The 15,718-nt window shown below is 65.3% G+C and carries 13 protein-coding genes; 5 read left to right on the top strand and 8 right to left on the bottom strand.

Annotation, left to right across the window (positions count from 1 at the left end; all coding sequences use genetic code 11):
* Nucleotides 1-9: 9 nt before the first annotated feature.
* The 6 genes from hutI to hutC form a co-directional block, all read right to left on the bottom strand.
* Nucleotides 10-1,233, bottom strand: coding sequence for an imidazolonepropionase (gene hutI / locus CEY08_RS07095; protein WP_076817063.1), 1,224 nt, complete (start codon nucleotides 1,231-1,233; stop codon nucleotides 10-12).
* Nucleotides 1,234-1,264: 31 nt separating this feature from the next.
* The gene (gene hutH / locus CEY08_RS07090; RefSeq protein WP_076817060.1) at nucleotides 1,265-2,794 is read right to left on the bottom strand and encodes a histidine ammonia-lyase; all 1,530 of its coding nucleotides are present in this window, start codon (nucleotides 2,792-2,794) and stop codon (nucleotides 1,265-1,267) included.
* A gap of 26 nt (nucleotides 2,795-2,820) precedes the next feature.
* Nucleotides 2,821-4,248, bottom strand: coding sequence for a purine-cytosine permease family protein (locus CEY08_RS07085; protein WP_063639255.1), 1,428 nt, complete (start codon nucleotides 4,246-4,248; stop codon nucleotides 2,821-2,823).
* Nucleotides 4,249-4,320: 72 nt separating this feature from the next.
* A complete protein-coding gene (gene hutU / locus CEY08_RS07080; RefSeq protein ID WP_372341480.1) occupies nucleotides 4,321-6,051 on the bottom strand; it encodes a urocanate hydratase in 1,731 nt (576 codons plus the stop codon).
* A gap of 151 nt (nucleotides 6,052-6,202) precedes the next feature.
* Nucleotides 6,203-6,805 (bottom strand): HutD/Ves family protein, encoded by a 603-nt coding sequence (locus CEY08_RS07075; RefSeq protein WP_063639253.1) that lies wholly within the window; start codon nucleotides 6,803-6,805, stop codon nucleotides 6,203-6,205.
* Nucleotides 6,802-7,545 carry a histidine utilization transcriptional repressor HutC gene (gene hutC / locus CEY08_RS07070; RefSeq protein WP_170946313.1) on the bottom strand — a complete coding sequence of 248 codons (744 nt, stop codon included), beginning with the start codon at nucleotides 7,543-7,545 and terminating at the stop codon, nucleotides 6,802-6,804. Before hutC ends, CEY08_RS07075 begins: the two co-directional genes overlap by 4 nt.
* 148 nt (nucleotides 7,546-7,693) lie before the next feature.
* Between hutC and CEY08_RS07065 the strand changes: the two genes are divergently transcribed.
* The 3 genes from CEY08_RS07065 (at nucleotide 7,694) to CEY08_RS07055 (ending at nucleotide 11,209) form a co-directional block, all read left to right on the top strand.
* Nucleotides 7,694-7,984 (top strand): metal-sensing transcriptional repressor, encoded by a 291-nt coding sequence (locus tag CEY08_RS07065; protein ID WP_076818082.1) that lies wholly within the window; start codon nucleotides 7,694-7,696, stop codon nucleotides 7,982-7,984.
* A gap of 28 nt (nucleotides 7,985-8,012) precedes the next feature.
* Nucleotides 8,013-9,122: an S-(hydroxymethyl)glutathione dehydrogenase/class III alcohol dehydrogenase gene (locus tag CEY08_RS07060; protein WP_042795643.1), complete on the top strand. Its 1,110-nt coding sequence runs from the start codon at nucleotides 8,013-8,015 to the stop codon at nucleotides 9,120-9,122.
* Nucleotides 9,123-9,286: 164 nt separating this feature from the next.
* A complete protein-coding gene (locus CEY08_RS07055; RefSeq protein WP_076817058.1) occupies nucleotides 9,287-11,209 on the top strand; it encodes a bifunctional metallophosphatase/5'-nucleotidase in 1,923 nt (640 codons plus the stop codon).
* Between the two features lie 22 nt (nucleotides 11,210-11,231).
* On the opposite strand, the gene CEY08_RS07050 is transcribed toward CEY08_RS07055, so the two are convergent.
* On the bottom strand, nucleotides 11,232-12,356 hold the full coding sequence (locus CEY08_RS07050; protein WP_076817055.1) for a glycosyltransferase family 4 protein: 1,125 nt from the start codon (nucleotides 12,354-12,356) through the stop codon (nucleotides 11,232-11,234).
* Entirely contained in the window at nucleotides 12,353-13,345 is a 993-nt protein-coding gene (locus CEY08_RS07045; protein WP_042795646.1) for a hypothetical protein, read from the bottom strand. The genes CEY08_RS07050 and CEY08_RS07045 overlap by 4 nt, the downstream gene beginning before the upstream one ends.
* A 343-nt stretch (nucleotides 13,346-13,688) precedes the next feature.
* On the opposite strand from CEY08_RS07045, the gene panB reads away from it, so the two are divergent.
* Nucleotides 13,689-14,540, top strand: coding sequence for a 3-methyl-2-oxobutanoate hydroxymethyltransferase (gene panB, locus CEY08_RS07040; RefSeq protein WP_042795648.1), 852 nt, complete (start codon nucleotides 13,689-13,691; stop codon nucleotides 14,538-14,540).
* 55 nt (nucleotides 14,541-14,595) lie between these two features.
* Complete coding sequence (locus tag CEY08_RS07035) at nucleotides 14,596-15,705, top strand: YcjF family protein (RefSeq protein WP_063639249.1); 1,110 nt, start codon at nucleotides 14,596-14,598, stop codon at nucleotides 15,703-15,705.
* The last annotated feature ends 13 nt before the right edge of the window (nucleotides 15,706-15,718 follow it).

The raw sequence follows: 15,718 nt of genomic DNA, 5'->3' as shown, positions 1-15,718 counted from the left end.
GCCCGGGCCCTAGCCCCGGAACAGCGACACGGCGTCGACCTCCACGCCGTGTCGGATCACGCGCTTGGGCAAATCTCCGCCTATCCAATAGGCCAGCTCGGAGGGATGCTGCACATCCCATGCGACGAAGTCCGCGTACTTGCCCGCTTCAAGCACGCCATGGGTGGCCTGCAGGCCCAACGCCTTCGCCGCGTGCGCGGTAGCGCCTGCCAACGCCTCTTCCGGCGTCAGCCGGAACAGCGTGCAGGCCATGCTGAGCATGAGCCGCAAGGACAACACGGGTGAAGTGCCGGGATTCATATCGCTGGAAATCGCGATCGGCACGCCATGGCGGCGCAACAGGTCTATCGGAGGGTACTGTGTCTCGCGCAAGGCATAGAACGCGCCGGGCAGCAAAACCGCCACGGTGCCGGCCTGCGCCATCGCCAGCACGTCGCTTTCGGTCAGGTGTTCGAGGTGATCCGCCGACCAGGCGCCATACCGTGCCGCCAGCGTGGCGCCGTGTAGCGGCGACAATTGTTCGGCGTGCAGCTTCACGGGCAGGCCCAGTTCACGCGCCGCGCGAAACACCCGCTCCACCTGCTCCGGCGAAAAGGCCAGATGCTCGCAAAATGCATCGACTGCATCGACCAGGCCCTCGGCCGCAAGCACCGGCAACATGTGGCGCGCGACTTCTTCGATGTAGTCATCCGCGCGCCCCGCGTATTCCGGCGGCAGCGCATGGGCGGCCAGACAGGTCGCGCTGACCGTCAGCGGCAGCGTCTGTCCCAGTCGCCGCGCCACCCTGAGCATCTTGCGTTCGTTCGGCAGGTCCAGCCCGTAGCCGGACTTCACTTCCAGTGTCGTCACGCCGTCGCGCATCAGATGCAGCGCCCTTACGCGCGCGCTGTCGTAAAGCTCGTCCTCGCTGGCGGCGCGAGTCGCTCGCACGGTGCTGGCGATGCCACCTCCTTGCGCGGCGATGGTGGCATAGTCCACGCCTTCCAGGCGCTGCTCGAACTCCTGGCTGCGGTTGCCGCCGAATACCAGATGGGTATGGCAGTCGATCAACCCCGGCGTGACCCAGGCACCGCCAAGATCGTGCGCGCGCGCCGTGTCCGCCGACGGCGTCTGCGCTTCAGGGCCGATCCACTCGATGCGATCCCCCCGCGTCACGATGGCCGCGTGTTCGATCACGGCATACTTGCCGTTTGTCATGGTGGCGACATGGCAATTGCGCCAGACCTGTCTCATGCGTTTGCTCCTGATGCGCGCCGCGGCGGATTCAAAGACTGGGCAACAGGCCCGCCGGCACCAGCGCCGTCAGTCCTTGCGCCGCAATGAGCTGGCTCGCGGCTTCGATATCGGGTGCGAAGAAGCGGTCCCGTTCATAATGCGCCACCTTCTCGCGCAGCAGGCTGCGGGCCCTTTCCAGCTTGGGCGCCGTTTTCAGGCCCTGGCGGAAGTCCAGGCCCTGGCAAGCGCCCAGCCACTCGATCGCAAGAATGTCGCGCACGTTCTCCGCCATGGGCCAGAGCCGCTTGCCGGCATTGGGAGCCATGGACACATGATCCTCCTGATTGGCCGACGTAGGCAGACTGTCCACGCTGGCGGGGTGTGCCAGCGCCTTGTTGTCGCTGGCCAGCGCCGCGGCCGTCACCTGGGCGATCATGAAGCCGGAATTCACGCCGCCATTGCTCACCAGGAACGGCGGCAGCTGCGACATATGCTTGTCCATCATCAGTGAAATTCGCCGTTCGGACAATGCTCCGATCTCGGCCAGCGCCAGCGCCAGGTTGTCGGCCACCATGGCCACTGGCTCGGCATGGAAGTTACCGCCCGAGACCACGTCGCCCTGTTCAGCGAACACCAGGGGATTGTCGGAGACGGCATTCGATTCGATTTCGAGTACCTGTGCCGCATGGCGTATCTGCGTCAGGCAGGCCCCCATCACCTGCGGCTGGCAACGCAGCGAATAGGGATCCTGGACCTTGTCGCAGTTTGCGTGTGAATGGCCGACCTCGCTGTCCTCGGTAAGCAGGTCGCGATACACGGCAGCCACATCGATCTGGCCCGGCTGGCCGCGCGCGGCATGGATGCGGGCGTCGAAAGGCGCGCGCGAACCCAGCATAGCTTCCACGCTGAGGCTGCCGCAGACCAGCGCGGCTGCCAGCAGGTCCTCGGCCTCGAACAGGCCCCGCAGCGCGTAGGCGGTCGAGACCTGCGTGCCGTTAAGCAGCGCCAGCCCCTCTTTGGCAGCCAGTGTCAGGGGCTCCAGCCCCGCGTGGGCGAGCGCCTCGCGAGCGGGCAGCCAGGCGCCGCGGTGGCGCGCCTTGCTCTCGCCCAACAACAGCAGGGACATGTGCGCCAATGGCGCAAGATCGCCCGACGCGCCCACCGATCCCTTCAGCGGAATATGCGGATAGACCTCGGCGTTCACCAAGGCGATCAAGGCATCGATGACTTTGCGGCGAATGCCGGAATATCCCCGGGCCAGGCTGTTTATCTTCAGCACCATGATGAGCCGCACCATCGCGTCGTCCAGCGCCTCGCCCACGCCGGCCGCATGCGACAGCACCAGCGAACTCTGCAGGGCTTCGAGGTCCTCGCGCGCGATCCGCGTGGTCGCCAGCAGACCGAATCCGGTATTGATGCCGTAGGCGGTGCGTCCTTCGGCAATGATGCGCTCGACGCAGGCCACGCTGGCCTCGATAGGACCGGCCGCGGCGGGATCCAGGGTGACGCACACGGGCTGCTGGTAAACGCGCCGCAGGTCGGCCAGCGTCATGCTGCCGGGTTTCAGATGCAATTCCATTCCGGGTCTCCTAGGCGGTTTGGGGGTCAACGCGTGCCGGCCGATACGGGCGTTCGCGACGCGCCACGGGCTTGCGGCCGGGTATTGCGACGCGCGAACAGGTAGTAAAGGATGCTGGGCACGACCAGGCCGATAATCCATGAGATATCCACACCGCCAAGCCGCTCGACCATCGGGCCAGTGTAGAGTTTGGTCGAGATGAAGGGCATCTGCACCAGCACCCCGAACAGGTAGATCAAAATTCCCGGCCAGTTCCAGCGGCCGTAGCGGCCGTTCGGATCCGACAGCGCCTGCACGTCGTATTGTTCGCGGCTCACGAAGTAGTAGTCCACCAGATTGACCGCGCTCCACGGCACGAAGAACGCCAGCAGGAACAGGATGAACGACTTGAAAGCGTTAAGGAAGGAATGCTGCCCGATCAGCGCCACGCAGGTCGCCGCCGCAACGATCACCAGCACCAGCAGCGCGCGTTGGCGGCGCGAAATCTCCACATGTCCGCGAAAGCCGCTGGCGATGGTCGCGATGCACATGAAGCTGCCGTAGGAGTTCAGCGTCGAAATCGTGACCTTGCCGAACGCGATAATGAAATACAGCAGCGCCGCCATGGTTCCCGTGCCGCCCAGTCCCACGATATAGGCGACCTCGCGCCCGGCGAACTGGCCCGCCGCCATTGCCGCGGCCAATACGCCCAGCACCATCGCGATCTGCGCGCCCAGCACCGAACCCAGACCGACTGCCAGGAAAGTCTTGAGGGAAGAAGTCCGGCTGGGGAGGTAGCGGGAATAATCCGCCACGTAAGGACCGTAGGCAATCTGCCAGGACGCCGACAAGGACACCGCCAGCAGGAAGGAACTCCAGGTGAAATGGCGGATCTGCAGCAGCTTGCCGACGTCGCCCACGGTGATCACGCGGCTGAACAGGTAGAAGAAGGCGATGATGCCCAGCACGGTCGCGATCCGGCCGATGATATGGATCATCCGGTAGCCAAACAGCGTCGCCGCCACGATCACCGCCGCGAAGATCAGGATGCCGGCGGTATCGCTCACGCCGAACAACTGGCCCAGGGCCTGGCCCGACAGCACCGTTCCCGTTGCCGTGAAGCCGAGGTACATCAGGCACACCAGCGCAATCGGGATGGCGGCGCCATAGACGCCGAACTGCACCCGGCTCGATATCATCTGCGGCAACCCCAGTTTGGGGCCTTGGGCTGCGTGCAGCGCCATGACGGCGCCGCCGAAGAGTTGCCCGACCAACAGGCCTATCAGCGACCAGAACACGTCTCCGCCCAGCACTACCGCCAGCGCTCCGGTAATGATGGCAGTGATCTGCAGATTGGCGCCCATCCACAGCGTGAACTGGCTGTAGAGCTTGCCGTGGCGTTCCTCTTCCGGAATGAAATCGATCGAGCGCCGCTCAATGAGCGGCCCCCGTACTGCGTCGCTGTCCTGGGTCATTGCATTGCCTCGATCATGGCGTGTGGACGGGCGCGGGCGCCGCCTGCGCCCGCTGGTTCTGGCAGCGCCGTCTCAACGCTTGCCGGCAAGCATGGGCAGATTCAGGCCCTGCTCCTTCGCGCATTCGATGGCGGCTTCGTATCCGGCATCGGCGTGGCGCATGACGCCCGTGCCCGGATCATTGGTCAGCACACGGGCGATGCGCTCCGCGGCCGCGTCCGTGCCGTCGCATACGATCACCATGCCGGCGTGCTGCGAGAAGCCCATGCCCACGCCGCCGCCATGGTGCAGCGACACCCAGGTGGCGCCGCTGGCGGTGTTCAGCAGCGCGTTCAACAGCGGCCAGTCGGACACGGCGTCCGAGCCGTCGCGCATGGATTCGGTTTCACGGTTGGGGCTGGCGACGGAGCCGGAATCCAGATGATCGCGGCCGATGACGATGGGCGCCGACAGTTCGCCCGTGCGGACCATTTCATTGAATGCCAGTCCCAGCTTGGCGCGCTGGCCCAGCCCCACCCAGCAAATGCGCGCCGGCAGGCCCTGGAAACTGATGCGCTCGCGCGCCATGTCCAGCCAGCGGTGCAGGTGGGCGTCGTCGGGGATCAGCTCCTTGACCTTGGCGTCCGTCTTGTAGATGTCTTGCGGGTCGCCCGACAGCGCGGCCCAGCGGAAGGGTCCCACGCCGCGGCAGAACAGCGGCCGGATGTAGGCGGGAACGAAGCCGGGGAAGTCGAACGCGTCCGCCACGCCTTCTTCCTTGGCCATCTGGCGGATGTTGTTGCCATAGTCGAAGGTGGGTATGCCCAGCCGCTGAAAGGCCAGCATGGCCTGCACGTGCACGGCCATCGACTGTTTGGCCGCCTTGATGACGGCGGCCGGTTCGCGCTTGGCGCGCGCGCGGTAGTCCTGCCAGGTCCAGCCGGCCGGCAGATAGCCGTTAAGCGGATCATGCGCGCTGGTCTGGTCCGTGACCATGTCGGGACGTACGCCGCGGCGCACCAGCTCGGGCAGGATCTCGGCAGCGTTGCCGCACAGGGCGATGGAGACGGCGCGGCCTTCCTTGGTGTACTTGGCGATGCGCGCCAGCGCGTCGTCCAGGTCTTGCGCCTGTTCATCCACATAACGCGTGCGCAGGCGGAAGTCGATGCTGGCCTGCTGGCATTCGATGTTCAGCGAGCACGCGCCCGCCAGCGTGGCGGCCAGCGGCTGCGCCCCGCCCATGCCGCCCAGGCCCGCCGTCAGCACCCAGCGGCCCTTAAGGTTGCCGTCATAGTGCTGTCGGCCTGCTTCGACAAAGGTTTCATAGGTGCCTTGCACAATGCCCTGGCTGCCGATGTAGATCCAGCTGCCGGCCGTCATCTGGCCATACATGGCCAGACCCTTGGCGTCCAATTCGTTGAAGTGCTCCCAGGTAGCCCAGTGCGGCACCAGGTTGGAGTTGGCGATCAGTACGCGCGGCGCGTTGGCGTGGGTCTTGAAGACACCCACGGGCTTGCCCGACTGCACCAGCAAGGTTTCGTCCTCGTTCAGGTTCTTGAGCGACTCGACGATCTTGTCGTAGCAGTCCCAGTCGCGGGCAGCGCGGCCGATACCGCCATAGACCACCAGTTCCCGGGGGTTCTCGGCCACATCCGGATCCAGGTTGTTCATCAGCATGCGCAAGGGGGCTTCGGTCAGCCAGCTCTTGGCGTTCAGTTGCGTGCCGCGCGGCGCGCGGATGACCACGTCGCGGTATCGGTTCGAATGTTCCAAGAGACTCTCCTTGATCGGTTCGGTTGCGCGCCCGATACGGGCGCGGCGCATGCCTGCATCATAGGATGCCTATGCTTGTATATACAAGCATGTATGAGTCAAATTTCCCTAGGGATTTCCCGTATAAAAAAAGCCGGGACGACTGGCGTTCCGGCTTTCTTGAGGGCAGGCGAAGACGGCCGTCCAGGGCGGCCAGGCAGGGTCAGGCGTTGCGGGGCAACAATTCGATCACGCAGGCGTCCAGCGCACCCTGGGCTTGCAGGCTGTATTCGGCCAAGCCGTCCGACGCCTCGATATGCAGGCAGTCGTAGCGCGAGGGCAGCGCATGCAGCGTGTCATTGATGCGCACCGCCAGCCCTTCGCCCGCCGTCAACACCAACACGCTGCGCGCGGCGCTATGAAAGGACCACGGCGCAGCGCCCGCCACCCATTGCAGCCGGGCATGGAAGCGCGCGGGCGCATAGATCAGGTTGAAGTCCCGGATCGGCCCATCCAGCAAGCGGCACTGCACTTGCGCATCGCCCGCAAAGGCATAGGCCTGGCGCGGCGCCAGCGGCGCTTGCGGGTTACCGTCCACGGTGAGCTGGATGCCTCGGCCCTCCAGCACGGTGATGATGCGCTGATACCCCGCGAAGGACGAAAAGCCGCCGTCCTGGGCGACGTCCGCGATGGACAGGCGCCAATCGAACGACGCGGTGCTGCCGCCGGGATTGCACGCGACTTCCTGCGTGGTGCCCCCGCCATTGCGCCAGGGCATGCGCGGGTAGTCGGCGGCGCGGTAATGATGAACGACTGGCTGCTTCATGAGGTGAACTTGCCTTCCAGGCGATGGCGGGAGCCCGGGTGGATCAACCGGGCCAAGGTAACGGCGCGATCGCCAGACCACGTGCGGCGGCTGATCAGCAGACAGGGCTCGTCGCGCTCGATCTGCAGCAGCTGGCATTCCCGTGGCTTGGCCAGAATGGCCTCGACCACGTGCTCGCCTTCGCTCAGCGGCGCCACCCGCGTCAGATACTCGTATGGCGTGCTATGCGTGAAGTCCTGCTTGAGATAATCGGGCGCCAGGCCCACATTGACGTACCGGTCTTCCAACTGGATCGGCACGTCGTCTTCGTAGTGCACGATGATCGAGTGGTACACCGGCTGCCCGGCGCGGATATCCAGCGCCAGCGCCTGTTCGGGCCCTGCGGGCTCCTCGGCCAGGCGGACCACGCGGCTGTGGTGGCGGTGGTTGCGCGCGGCGATCTCATCGGCGATGTTGTTGACGGCGAACAACGCCGACCGCGCCTTGGGCTGGGCAACAAAAGTACCTACGCCCTGCATGCGCACCAACAGCCCCTCAGCCGTCAGTTCGCGCAGGGCGCGATTGATGGTCATGCGGCTGAAGCCGAGTTCATCGACCAGTTCGCTTTCCGACGGCACCCGGTAATGTTCCGGCCACGCGCCGCTGCGGATCTGTTGCGCGATCATCTGCTTGACCTGCGCATAGAGCGGAGCAGGCGGCGCGTTGGCTTGAATGGGCAATTTGGGAGGATTGGAGGCCACGAGAGATCCTGTAGTGCGGCGCCAGGCGACGGATGGCGGTCAGCGCCTAGTATAGACAGGTACAGACGGCCTTCTGCATGGGAGTACCGTAGTGGACGTGGGAAGCCAGATTTTCTATACTCCCCCCCTGTATTTATCGGAGCCCGCCGTGCCGCACTCCCCGGAAGAGAAAAAACGCGTCGTCACGCGCTTGCGCCGCATCCAGGGCCAGGCGCTGGCGCTGGAGCGCGCCGTCAACGAGGGCACGGAATGCGGCGCGCTGCTGCAGCAGCTGGCCGCCCTGCGCGGCGCCGCCACCGGCCTGATGGCAGAGGTACTGGAAAGCCATCTCCGTGAAACCTTCCTCCAATCCGCCCAGGCCGGACGCCAGGACGCCAGGATCGAGCCCGAAGCGGAGATCGACCTCCTGATGCGCCTGGTCCGTTCCTATTTGAAATAACGCCACCTGACATTCGTGGAGCCTAGCTATGAAATCACGCGCAGCAGTCGCATTCGGACCCGGCAAGCCGCTGGAAATCGTTGAAATCGACGTCGCGCCGCCGCAACGCGGCGAAGTGCTGGTGAAGATCACGCACACCGGCGTCTGCCACACCGACGCGTTCACCCTCAGCGGCGACGACCCTGAAGGCCTGTTCCCCGCAGTGCTGGGCCACGAAGGCGCCGGCGTCGTGGTGGAAGTCGGCGAAGGCGTCACCTCGCTGAAACCGGGCGACCACGTCATTCCGCTCTACACGGCCGAATGCCGTGAATGCAAGTTCTGCCTGTCCGGCAAGACCAACCTGTGCCAGAAAGTGCGTGCCACGCAGGGCAAGGGCGTCATGCCCGACGGCACCTCGCGCTTCAGCTACGAAGGCAAGCCGCTCTACCACTACATGGGGTGCTCGACCTTCAGCGAATACACGGTCGTCAACGAGATCTCACTGGCCAAGATCAACCCGGCCGCTCCGCATGAAAAGGTCTGCCTGCTGGGCTGCGGCGTCACGACTGGCCTGGGCGCGGTGCATAACACCGCCAAGGTCAAGGAAGGCGATACCGTCGCCGTGTTCGGCCTGGGCGGCATTGGCCTGGCCGTGATCCAGGGCGCGGTGCAGGCCAAGGCCGGCCGCATCATCGCCGTGGACACCAACCCCAACAAGTTCGTGCTGGCCAGCGCCATGGGCGCCACCGACTGCATCAACCCCAAGGACTACGACAAGCCCATCCAGGACGTCATCGTCGAAATGACGGACGGCGGCGTGGACTTCTCCTTCGAGTGCATCGGCAACGTGCACGTGATGCGCGCCGCGCTGGAATGCTGCCACAAGGGCTGGGGCGAGAGCATCATCATAGGCGTGGCCGGGGCTGGCCAGGAAATCAGCACCCGTCCGTTCCAACTGGTTACCGGCCGCGTCTGGCGTGGCTCCGCCTTTGGCGGCGTGAAGGGCCGCACGCAACTGCCCGGCATGGTCGAAGACGCCATGAGCGGCAAGATCGACCTGGATCCGTTCGTGACGCACACGCTGCCGCTGGAGCGCATCAACGAAGCCTTCGACCTGATGCACGAAGGAAAATCGATCCGCACCGTCATCCACTTCTAAGAGCCCAGTAGCAAACACGGGCCCGGCGCGGCATGCGCCGGGCCCGTTGCGTTTGCATGACAGGCGTGCGACATGTCGCACGCGACATGACAGCACTGTCATTCATTTCTGCGTCATCTTGACCCGCGACCATTCGCCCTCCGATGACAGAGGGACACACGCGAATGAACACGTGGAAGAGGAACGCGGGCGCGGCCATGCTGAGCGCCCTGACGCTTTTGGCTGGCTGCGGCGGCAGTGACGATGACGACGACACGCCAGTCGAGCAACCCGAGCAGCCGGCGCCCGGCCGGCCGATGGAACTGACGATCCTGCACATCAACGATCATCATTCCAACCTGGACAGCAAGAAAAAAGACCTGAAGCTCAAGACCGCTTCCGGCTCGCGCGTCGCCGTGAATGCCGATACCGGCGGTTTTCCGCGTGTGACCGGCGCGATCAACGCGCTGGCGGCGCAGTCGGCCAACGTCCTCAAGCTGCACGCGGGCGACGCCACCACCGGCACGCTGTACTTCAACCGCGCCGGCGAGCCGGGAGAGGCCGACGCGGCGATGATGAACACGGTCTGCTTCGACGCCATGACCTTGGGCAACCATGAGTTCGACAAGGGCGATAGCGGCCTGAAGCGCTTCATTGACCTGCTGCACACGGGCGCCTGCCAGACACCCGTGCTTAGCGCCAATGTCACGTTCGCCGCCAACTCCGCACTGAATCCGGCGCGCGCGCCCGGCATGGTCAAGCCGGCCGTGATCCTGAAGCGCGACGGCCAGGACATCGGCCTGGTCGGCCTGACCATCGCCGCCAAGACCCAGCAGTCGTCCAGCCCGGACACCGGCACCGTGTTCTCGGACGAAACGGCGGCGGCGCAACAACAGATCGATGCGCTGCGCGCGCAGGGCGTGAACAAGATCGTGGTGATGAGCCACATCGGCTACGACTACGACAAGCAGGTGATTGCGCAACTGAGCGGCGTAGACGTCGTCGTGGGTGGCGACTCTCACACCCTGCTGGGTCCCGCCTCCATGGCGGACTATGGCGTGGGCACGCCCGCAGGCGCCTACCCCACCGTGCTGCAGGACAAGGATGGCAAGCGTGTATGCCTGGTGCAGGCCTGGGAGTATTCGCAGGTAGTCGGCGAGCTTAAGGTGAGCTTCGACGCCAACGGCGACGTCACCGCCTGCGCGGGTACGCCTCATGTACTGATGGACGGCCCGCTGAAAGTGGCCGGCGTCGCGCCCTCGGCAGCCGACGAAGCCGCGATCCAGGCCGACGTACAGGCCAGCGGCTTCCTGCGCATGCAGACGCCGGACGCGCCGTCCATGGCCGTGCTGCAACCTTTCAAGGCCAAGGTCGATCAGTTCAGCCGCAGCCTGGTTGCGTCAGTGCCGCAGGAGCTATGCTCCCGCCGCGTGCCGGGCGGCCCCGGTTCGCGCGACTACAGCCGCTCCAGCGCGGCCTGCAACACCCTGGGCAGCGTCAGCCTGCGCGGCGGCGACATCCAGCAACTGGTGGCCCAGGCCTACCTGGACGTGGCCAACGCCAGCTATGGCGGAGCCGACATCTCGCTGCAAAGCGGGGGTGGCGTCCGCGTGCCGCTGCTGGGCAACGTGACCGCGGCCAACGTGATCGAGGTGGTGCCATTCGGCAACATGCTCTGGCGCCTGGACGTGACCGGCGCCGAGGTCAAGAGCATGCTTGAAGACGGCATGCAGGCCGTCTATGGCGCAGGCGGTTCCACCGGCCCGTATCCGTATGCTGGCGGCCTGCGTTGGGACGTGAACGCGGCTCAGGCCCAAGGCAACCGCGTGTCGAACGTCGAGGTCCGGGACCAGGCCAGCGGCAACTGGGTGCCGCTGGACGCGAGCCGCAGCTACAAGCTGTTCGTGCTGAGCTTCAATGCCACCGGCGGCGATGGCTACAAGACCCTGGCCAACGTTCCGGCCTCGCGCCGGCAGGATATCGGCGTGCTGGACGCCGACGTGCTCCAGGCCTATATCGACAAACAGGCCAAAGATCCGGTCAGCGGGTTGCCGGTGCTGAACCTGCTGCCCACCAGCCTGTACAGCACCAAGACGTACAGCGAATAGCGGTGAACGCCGGGCGCGGCGGCTAGGCCGGCTGCGCCCCGCTTTCCCGGTAGACGCGTTCCGTCTTGCCGACGAACGTCGTCAACGAGAACTCGCGCAGCGCCGTGCTGCGCGCTTCGGCGCCCATGACGCGCAAGACCTCGCGGTTTTCCAGGATCTTCGACAAGGCCTGCACCAGGCTGTCCACCGAAGCCGGCGGCACCACCCAGCCATCGCGGCCATCGGTGACGTTTTCGGGCAATCCGCCCACGGCGCTGACGATCACGGGCTTGCCGGCCGCCATCATCTCGCGGCAGGCGAAGGATATCGTCTCCAGCCTTGACGACAGCACGAAGCCTACGTCCAGCGCCGACAGGAAGGGTCCGACGTCGTCCAGCAACCCGGTGAATACCACATGGTCCGACATGCCGAGCTCGGCGACCCGCCGCAACTGGTCCGCATCCGGCAGCTTGCCCGCGATCAACACCACCACTTGCCGCCGCTGGCTTTCAGGCAACATGGACACGGCGGTCACCATGTCCAGCCAATTCTTGTAGACGGCCGTGCCGGCATTGCTGCCGATGACCAACCGGCCCTGCATGCCGTCGGGAAGCAGGCTGTCGCGCGCTTGCGTCGCCTCTCGGCGCGAAGCCGGACTGCACTTTTCCGTATCCACGCCGTTGTGGACCATGCGCAGGTCTTCGTTGCGAAAGACGGACTGCTTCATGCGTCGGAATGTATGGCTGCACACGCAGATGACGCGGTTCGTACCCCATTTGGCGCGGACCCTCGCACCCAGGCTGTTGGCGCTGCGGTCATTATGCTGGGTGTAGACCATGAAAGGGCGCTTGGCGCCCATTCCCACTGTTGCCAGCATGCATAGGCGGTGATCGGCTGAGCCATTGGCGTGGACCACGTCGAAGTGCTCCTCTCGCAACAATGCGCGCAAGCGGCGCAGCGCGCGCAGCTGCTGCAGCAGACGGCCCTTGAACTCCAGGGCCAGCGTGCGCACGCCGGGCAGAGCGGCGGCCTCGGCCAGCAAGCGGCTGCTGGCAGGCGCGGCGACGGTCACTTGCGACTTTTCGCACAGGATGCGCGCCAGAGACATCACGTAGGTGGTGTGGCCACCGCCGTCGCCTTGGTGGAAATTGGTGTACAGAATCTTCATAGAGTCACATTCGAAATCTGCTGCGCGGGCAGCAGGCAGCTCCAGTCGCGCTTCTCGAACACGTCGTCTCCCAGCCGGCTGGCGGAAGACAGGTTGTAGACCTTGACCCCGCGTTCGCCCAGCAGCTTGCTGGCTTGCCGAAACGCAGGTTCTATGTGTCCAGAGAATTGCCGGTCCAGCGCGGTGGATAGCTGCGATGCCGCGCTTTCATAAAATCGGGGTCCCGCAGAAGCCGTCAGGTCCAGGCCGTGCAGGTAAATGGTCTTCGCGCCCAGCCACGCCAGCAGCTGCAAGCCCGTGTAGGCTACGGTGCCGCCGCCAAACAGCCCGCGCGGCGGATCCAGGCTGAAGCCGTGCGCATGCACGGGATTGCGCGCGTCAAACAGCACCAGTTCCGGATCGCCTGCCAGCCGCGCCTCCAGCTCCTCGGGACGCGCGCGGGGCTGCAGCGCGCGCTGGTGCACTTCCTCGAATAGCGCGATGCGGCAGCGCACGGCCCTGCTGTCGAACAGAAAGCCGATCCAGCGGTAGACCTCGGGTGTGACGAACAACGTCAGATCCTGCGCCAGCACTTCCGCCACCAGCTCGCGCCTGCGGTTGACGAAACCCGCATCCAGCATCGCGTAGTAGTCGAAGCGCAAGGACGGATGCTGCCGCCGCAGCGCGATCGAGCCATTGACTCCCATCGTCACGTCCAGCCGGCAACGCGCATAGTCGATCTGGGCGACGGAAGGGCCGCTGAGTATCAGGTGGGCGTCGCCGGCAATGCCGCGCGGCAATTGTTCAAGCGGAGTAGTCCCAGGTCCCTGCACCCCGCGCAGTTCGCAACCCGCGAGCCGCTCCTGCGAATCACGCTGCACGGTCACGAAAGGCCACAGCGTTTCGTTGTGTCGGTATGCTGCGGGCCGCGTGTGCCGATAGAAGTAGCGCAGGCCCTTGGTCAGCGGGCGAGAACGCAGCAAGCGTGGAATGAGCCCGGGACTATGCATGAGCAATGTTGCGCGGAAGCCGCGAAATAACCTGATGAGCGGCAAATTCTACGCAGTGCATTCGTCCGAAAACGCGATAGAACCCGTGAAGATGTAACGCTTTTGCGGACACTGCAAAACGTCCCCAAATACATTGAACGCAGTTTCCACAGAGCGCGGCGCAATGTGCCCTCCAGATTCCGATTACGTTTTGCGGCAAAGGTTAGAGCCTGTTCACACTAAAAGCGGCCGTTTGGTGCCTGCGTCCACGACGCCTTGCGGCCGCGCGCCGGGCTTCCGCTACGATGCGGGTATCGCAATATCCCGATTCAAGTACTGCAACCCCTGGATAGGAAGGATTTCGATGTCTACGACCGCCACCCTGAACGCCGCCGCGGCTACGGGCAGCCCGCCCCGCCTGACGGTGCCCGCCTTCCGGGCCCGCAAGCGCCAGGAACCCCTGGTGATGCTGACGGCCTACACGGCGCGCATGGCTGAATTGCTGGATCCGCATTGCGACGCCCTGTTGGTGGGCGACAGCCTGGCGCAGACGGTCTACGGCCTGCCTTCCACCGTGCCCGTCACGCTGGACATGATGATCGCGCACGGCGCCGCAGTGGTACGCGGGGCGCGCCGCGCGCTGATCGTCGTCGACATGCCCTTCGGCAGTTATGAGGAAAGCCCCGAGCAGGCCTTCCGTTCGGCGGCGCGCATCATGAAGGAGACGGGCGCGGGCGCAGTCAAGCTGGAAGGCGGCCAGAGCATGGCGCCGACCGTCGCGTACCTGTCTGCGCGCGGCATTCCGGTCATGGGCCACGTGGGCCTGACGCCGCAGGCCGTGAACATACTCGGCGGCTATGGCGCACGCGGCCGCGGTGAAGCCGAGTACGCCCGCATCGCCGCGGATGCCGAGGCGATCGCCAATGCGGGCGCGTTCTCTCTGGTAATCGAAGGCGTGGTCGAACCCCTGGCGGCCTCGATCACCGAGGCGGTCGCCTGCCCGACCATAGGCATAGGTGCCTCGGGCCGCTGCGACGGCCAGGTGCTGGTGGTGGACGACATGCTGGGCATGTTCGAACGCACGGCGCGCTTCGTGAAACGCTATGACGATCTGGCGGGCCGCATCCAGCAGGCGGCACAAACCTATGCGGGAGAGGTCCGGACGCGGGCGTTCCCCGAATCGGGCCATCTTTACGGCGTGACCGGCGGCGTCTGATGGCAGCCCGCATTTCTCGCTAGAATCGTCCCATGCCTTTCTTCCCACATACCTCATGAGCACACCCCGCATGGACACGCCCCAGTTGCAGGACGCCATCGCGGACGCCATCAGCACCGCCACGCGCGGCGCGGGCCGCGTGAACATCCTGGTTGCGGGCAAGACAGGCGTGGGCAAGAGCACGCTGATCAACGCCGTGTTCCGGGGCGACCTGGCCAAGACGGGCGCAGGCAAACCCGTCACCCAGAGCACCCAGGAATTCACCCGCGCCGGCCACCCGCTCACCATTATCGACACGCGGGGCCTGGAAGTGGGCGACTACGAGCGTTCGCGCCAGCAACTGGCCGACCTCATCCAGGAACGCTCCGCCTCCGACGACCAGGACAGGCATCTGCATGTGGCCTGGCTCTGCATCCAGGACAGCAGCCATCGCGTCGAAGACGCGGAAATCGAACTGTGCGACATGTTGTCCAACGCCGGTATCCCCGTCGTCGCGGTGCTCACCAAGGCGCGCAAGAACAGTCCCTTTGTCGACGAAGCGCGCAAGCTGCTGCCGCGCGCCAAGCAGGTGGTCGCCGTGCGCGCGCTGCCGGAATGGATCGAAGAACTGGACGCGGAATTGCCGCCCATGGGGCTGGACAACCTGATCGAAGCCACTGCCCTGCACATTCCCGAGGCGCAGCAACGCGCCTACGCCAACGCTTTGTCCACGCGCAACAAGAAAGCCCTGGAAGTAAAAAAAAAGCGGGCTGAAATAGAGGTCAACGTGGCCGCCGGTCTGGCCGCCTCGGCCGCCGCCGCACCCATTCCATTCTCGGACGCCTTTGCGCTGGTGCCCATCCAGGTCGGCATGATCGCCAAGATCGGCATCACCTTCGGCATGGAACTGGACACCACCGCCATCACCACGCTGGTCACCTCCACGTTGGGCGCGTCCGCCGCCACGCTGATTGGGCGATCGGTCGTCTCGGGACTGCTGAAGTTCATTCCGGGAGCCGGCAGCGCGGTGGGCGGCACCATCGCCGCCACCACCGCAGGCACCATCACCAAGCTGCTGGGCAACGCCTACGTCGCCGTGCTGTACGACTTCTGCCTGAAAAACCCGGGCAAGGACATCGACATCGCGATGATCGCCAAGGCGCTGAAGCAGCGCGTCACCTTCTGAAGCGCCTGCGCAC

Source organism: Achromobacter insolitus (assembly GCF_002209555.1).
Lineage (GTDB): Bacteria > Pseudomonadota > Gammaproteobacteria > Burkholderiales > Burkholderiaceae_B > Achromobacter > Achromobacter insolitus.
The sequence above is the reverse complement of the archived record's forward strand: the minus strand, read 5'-3'. Positions and strand labels throughout refer to the sequence as shown.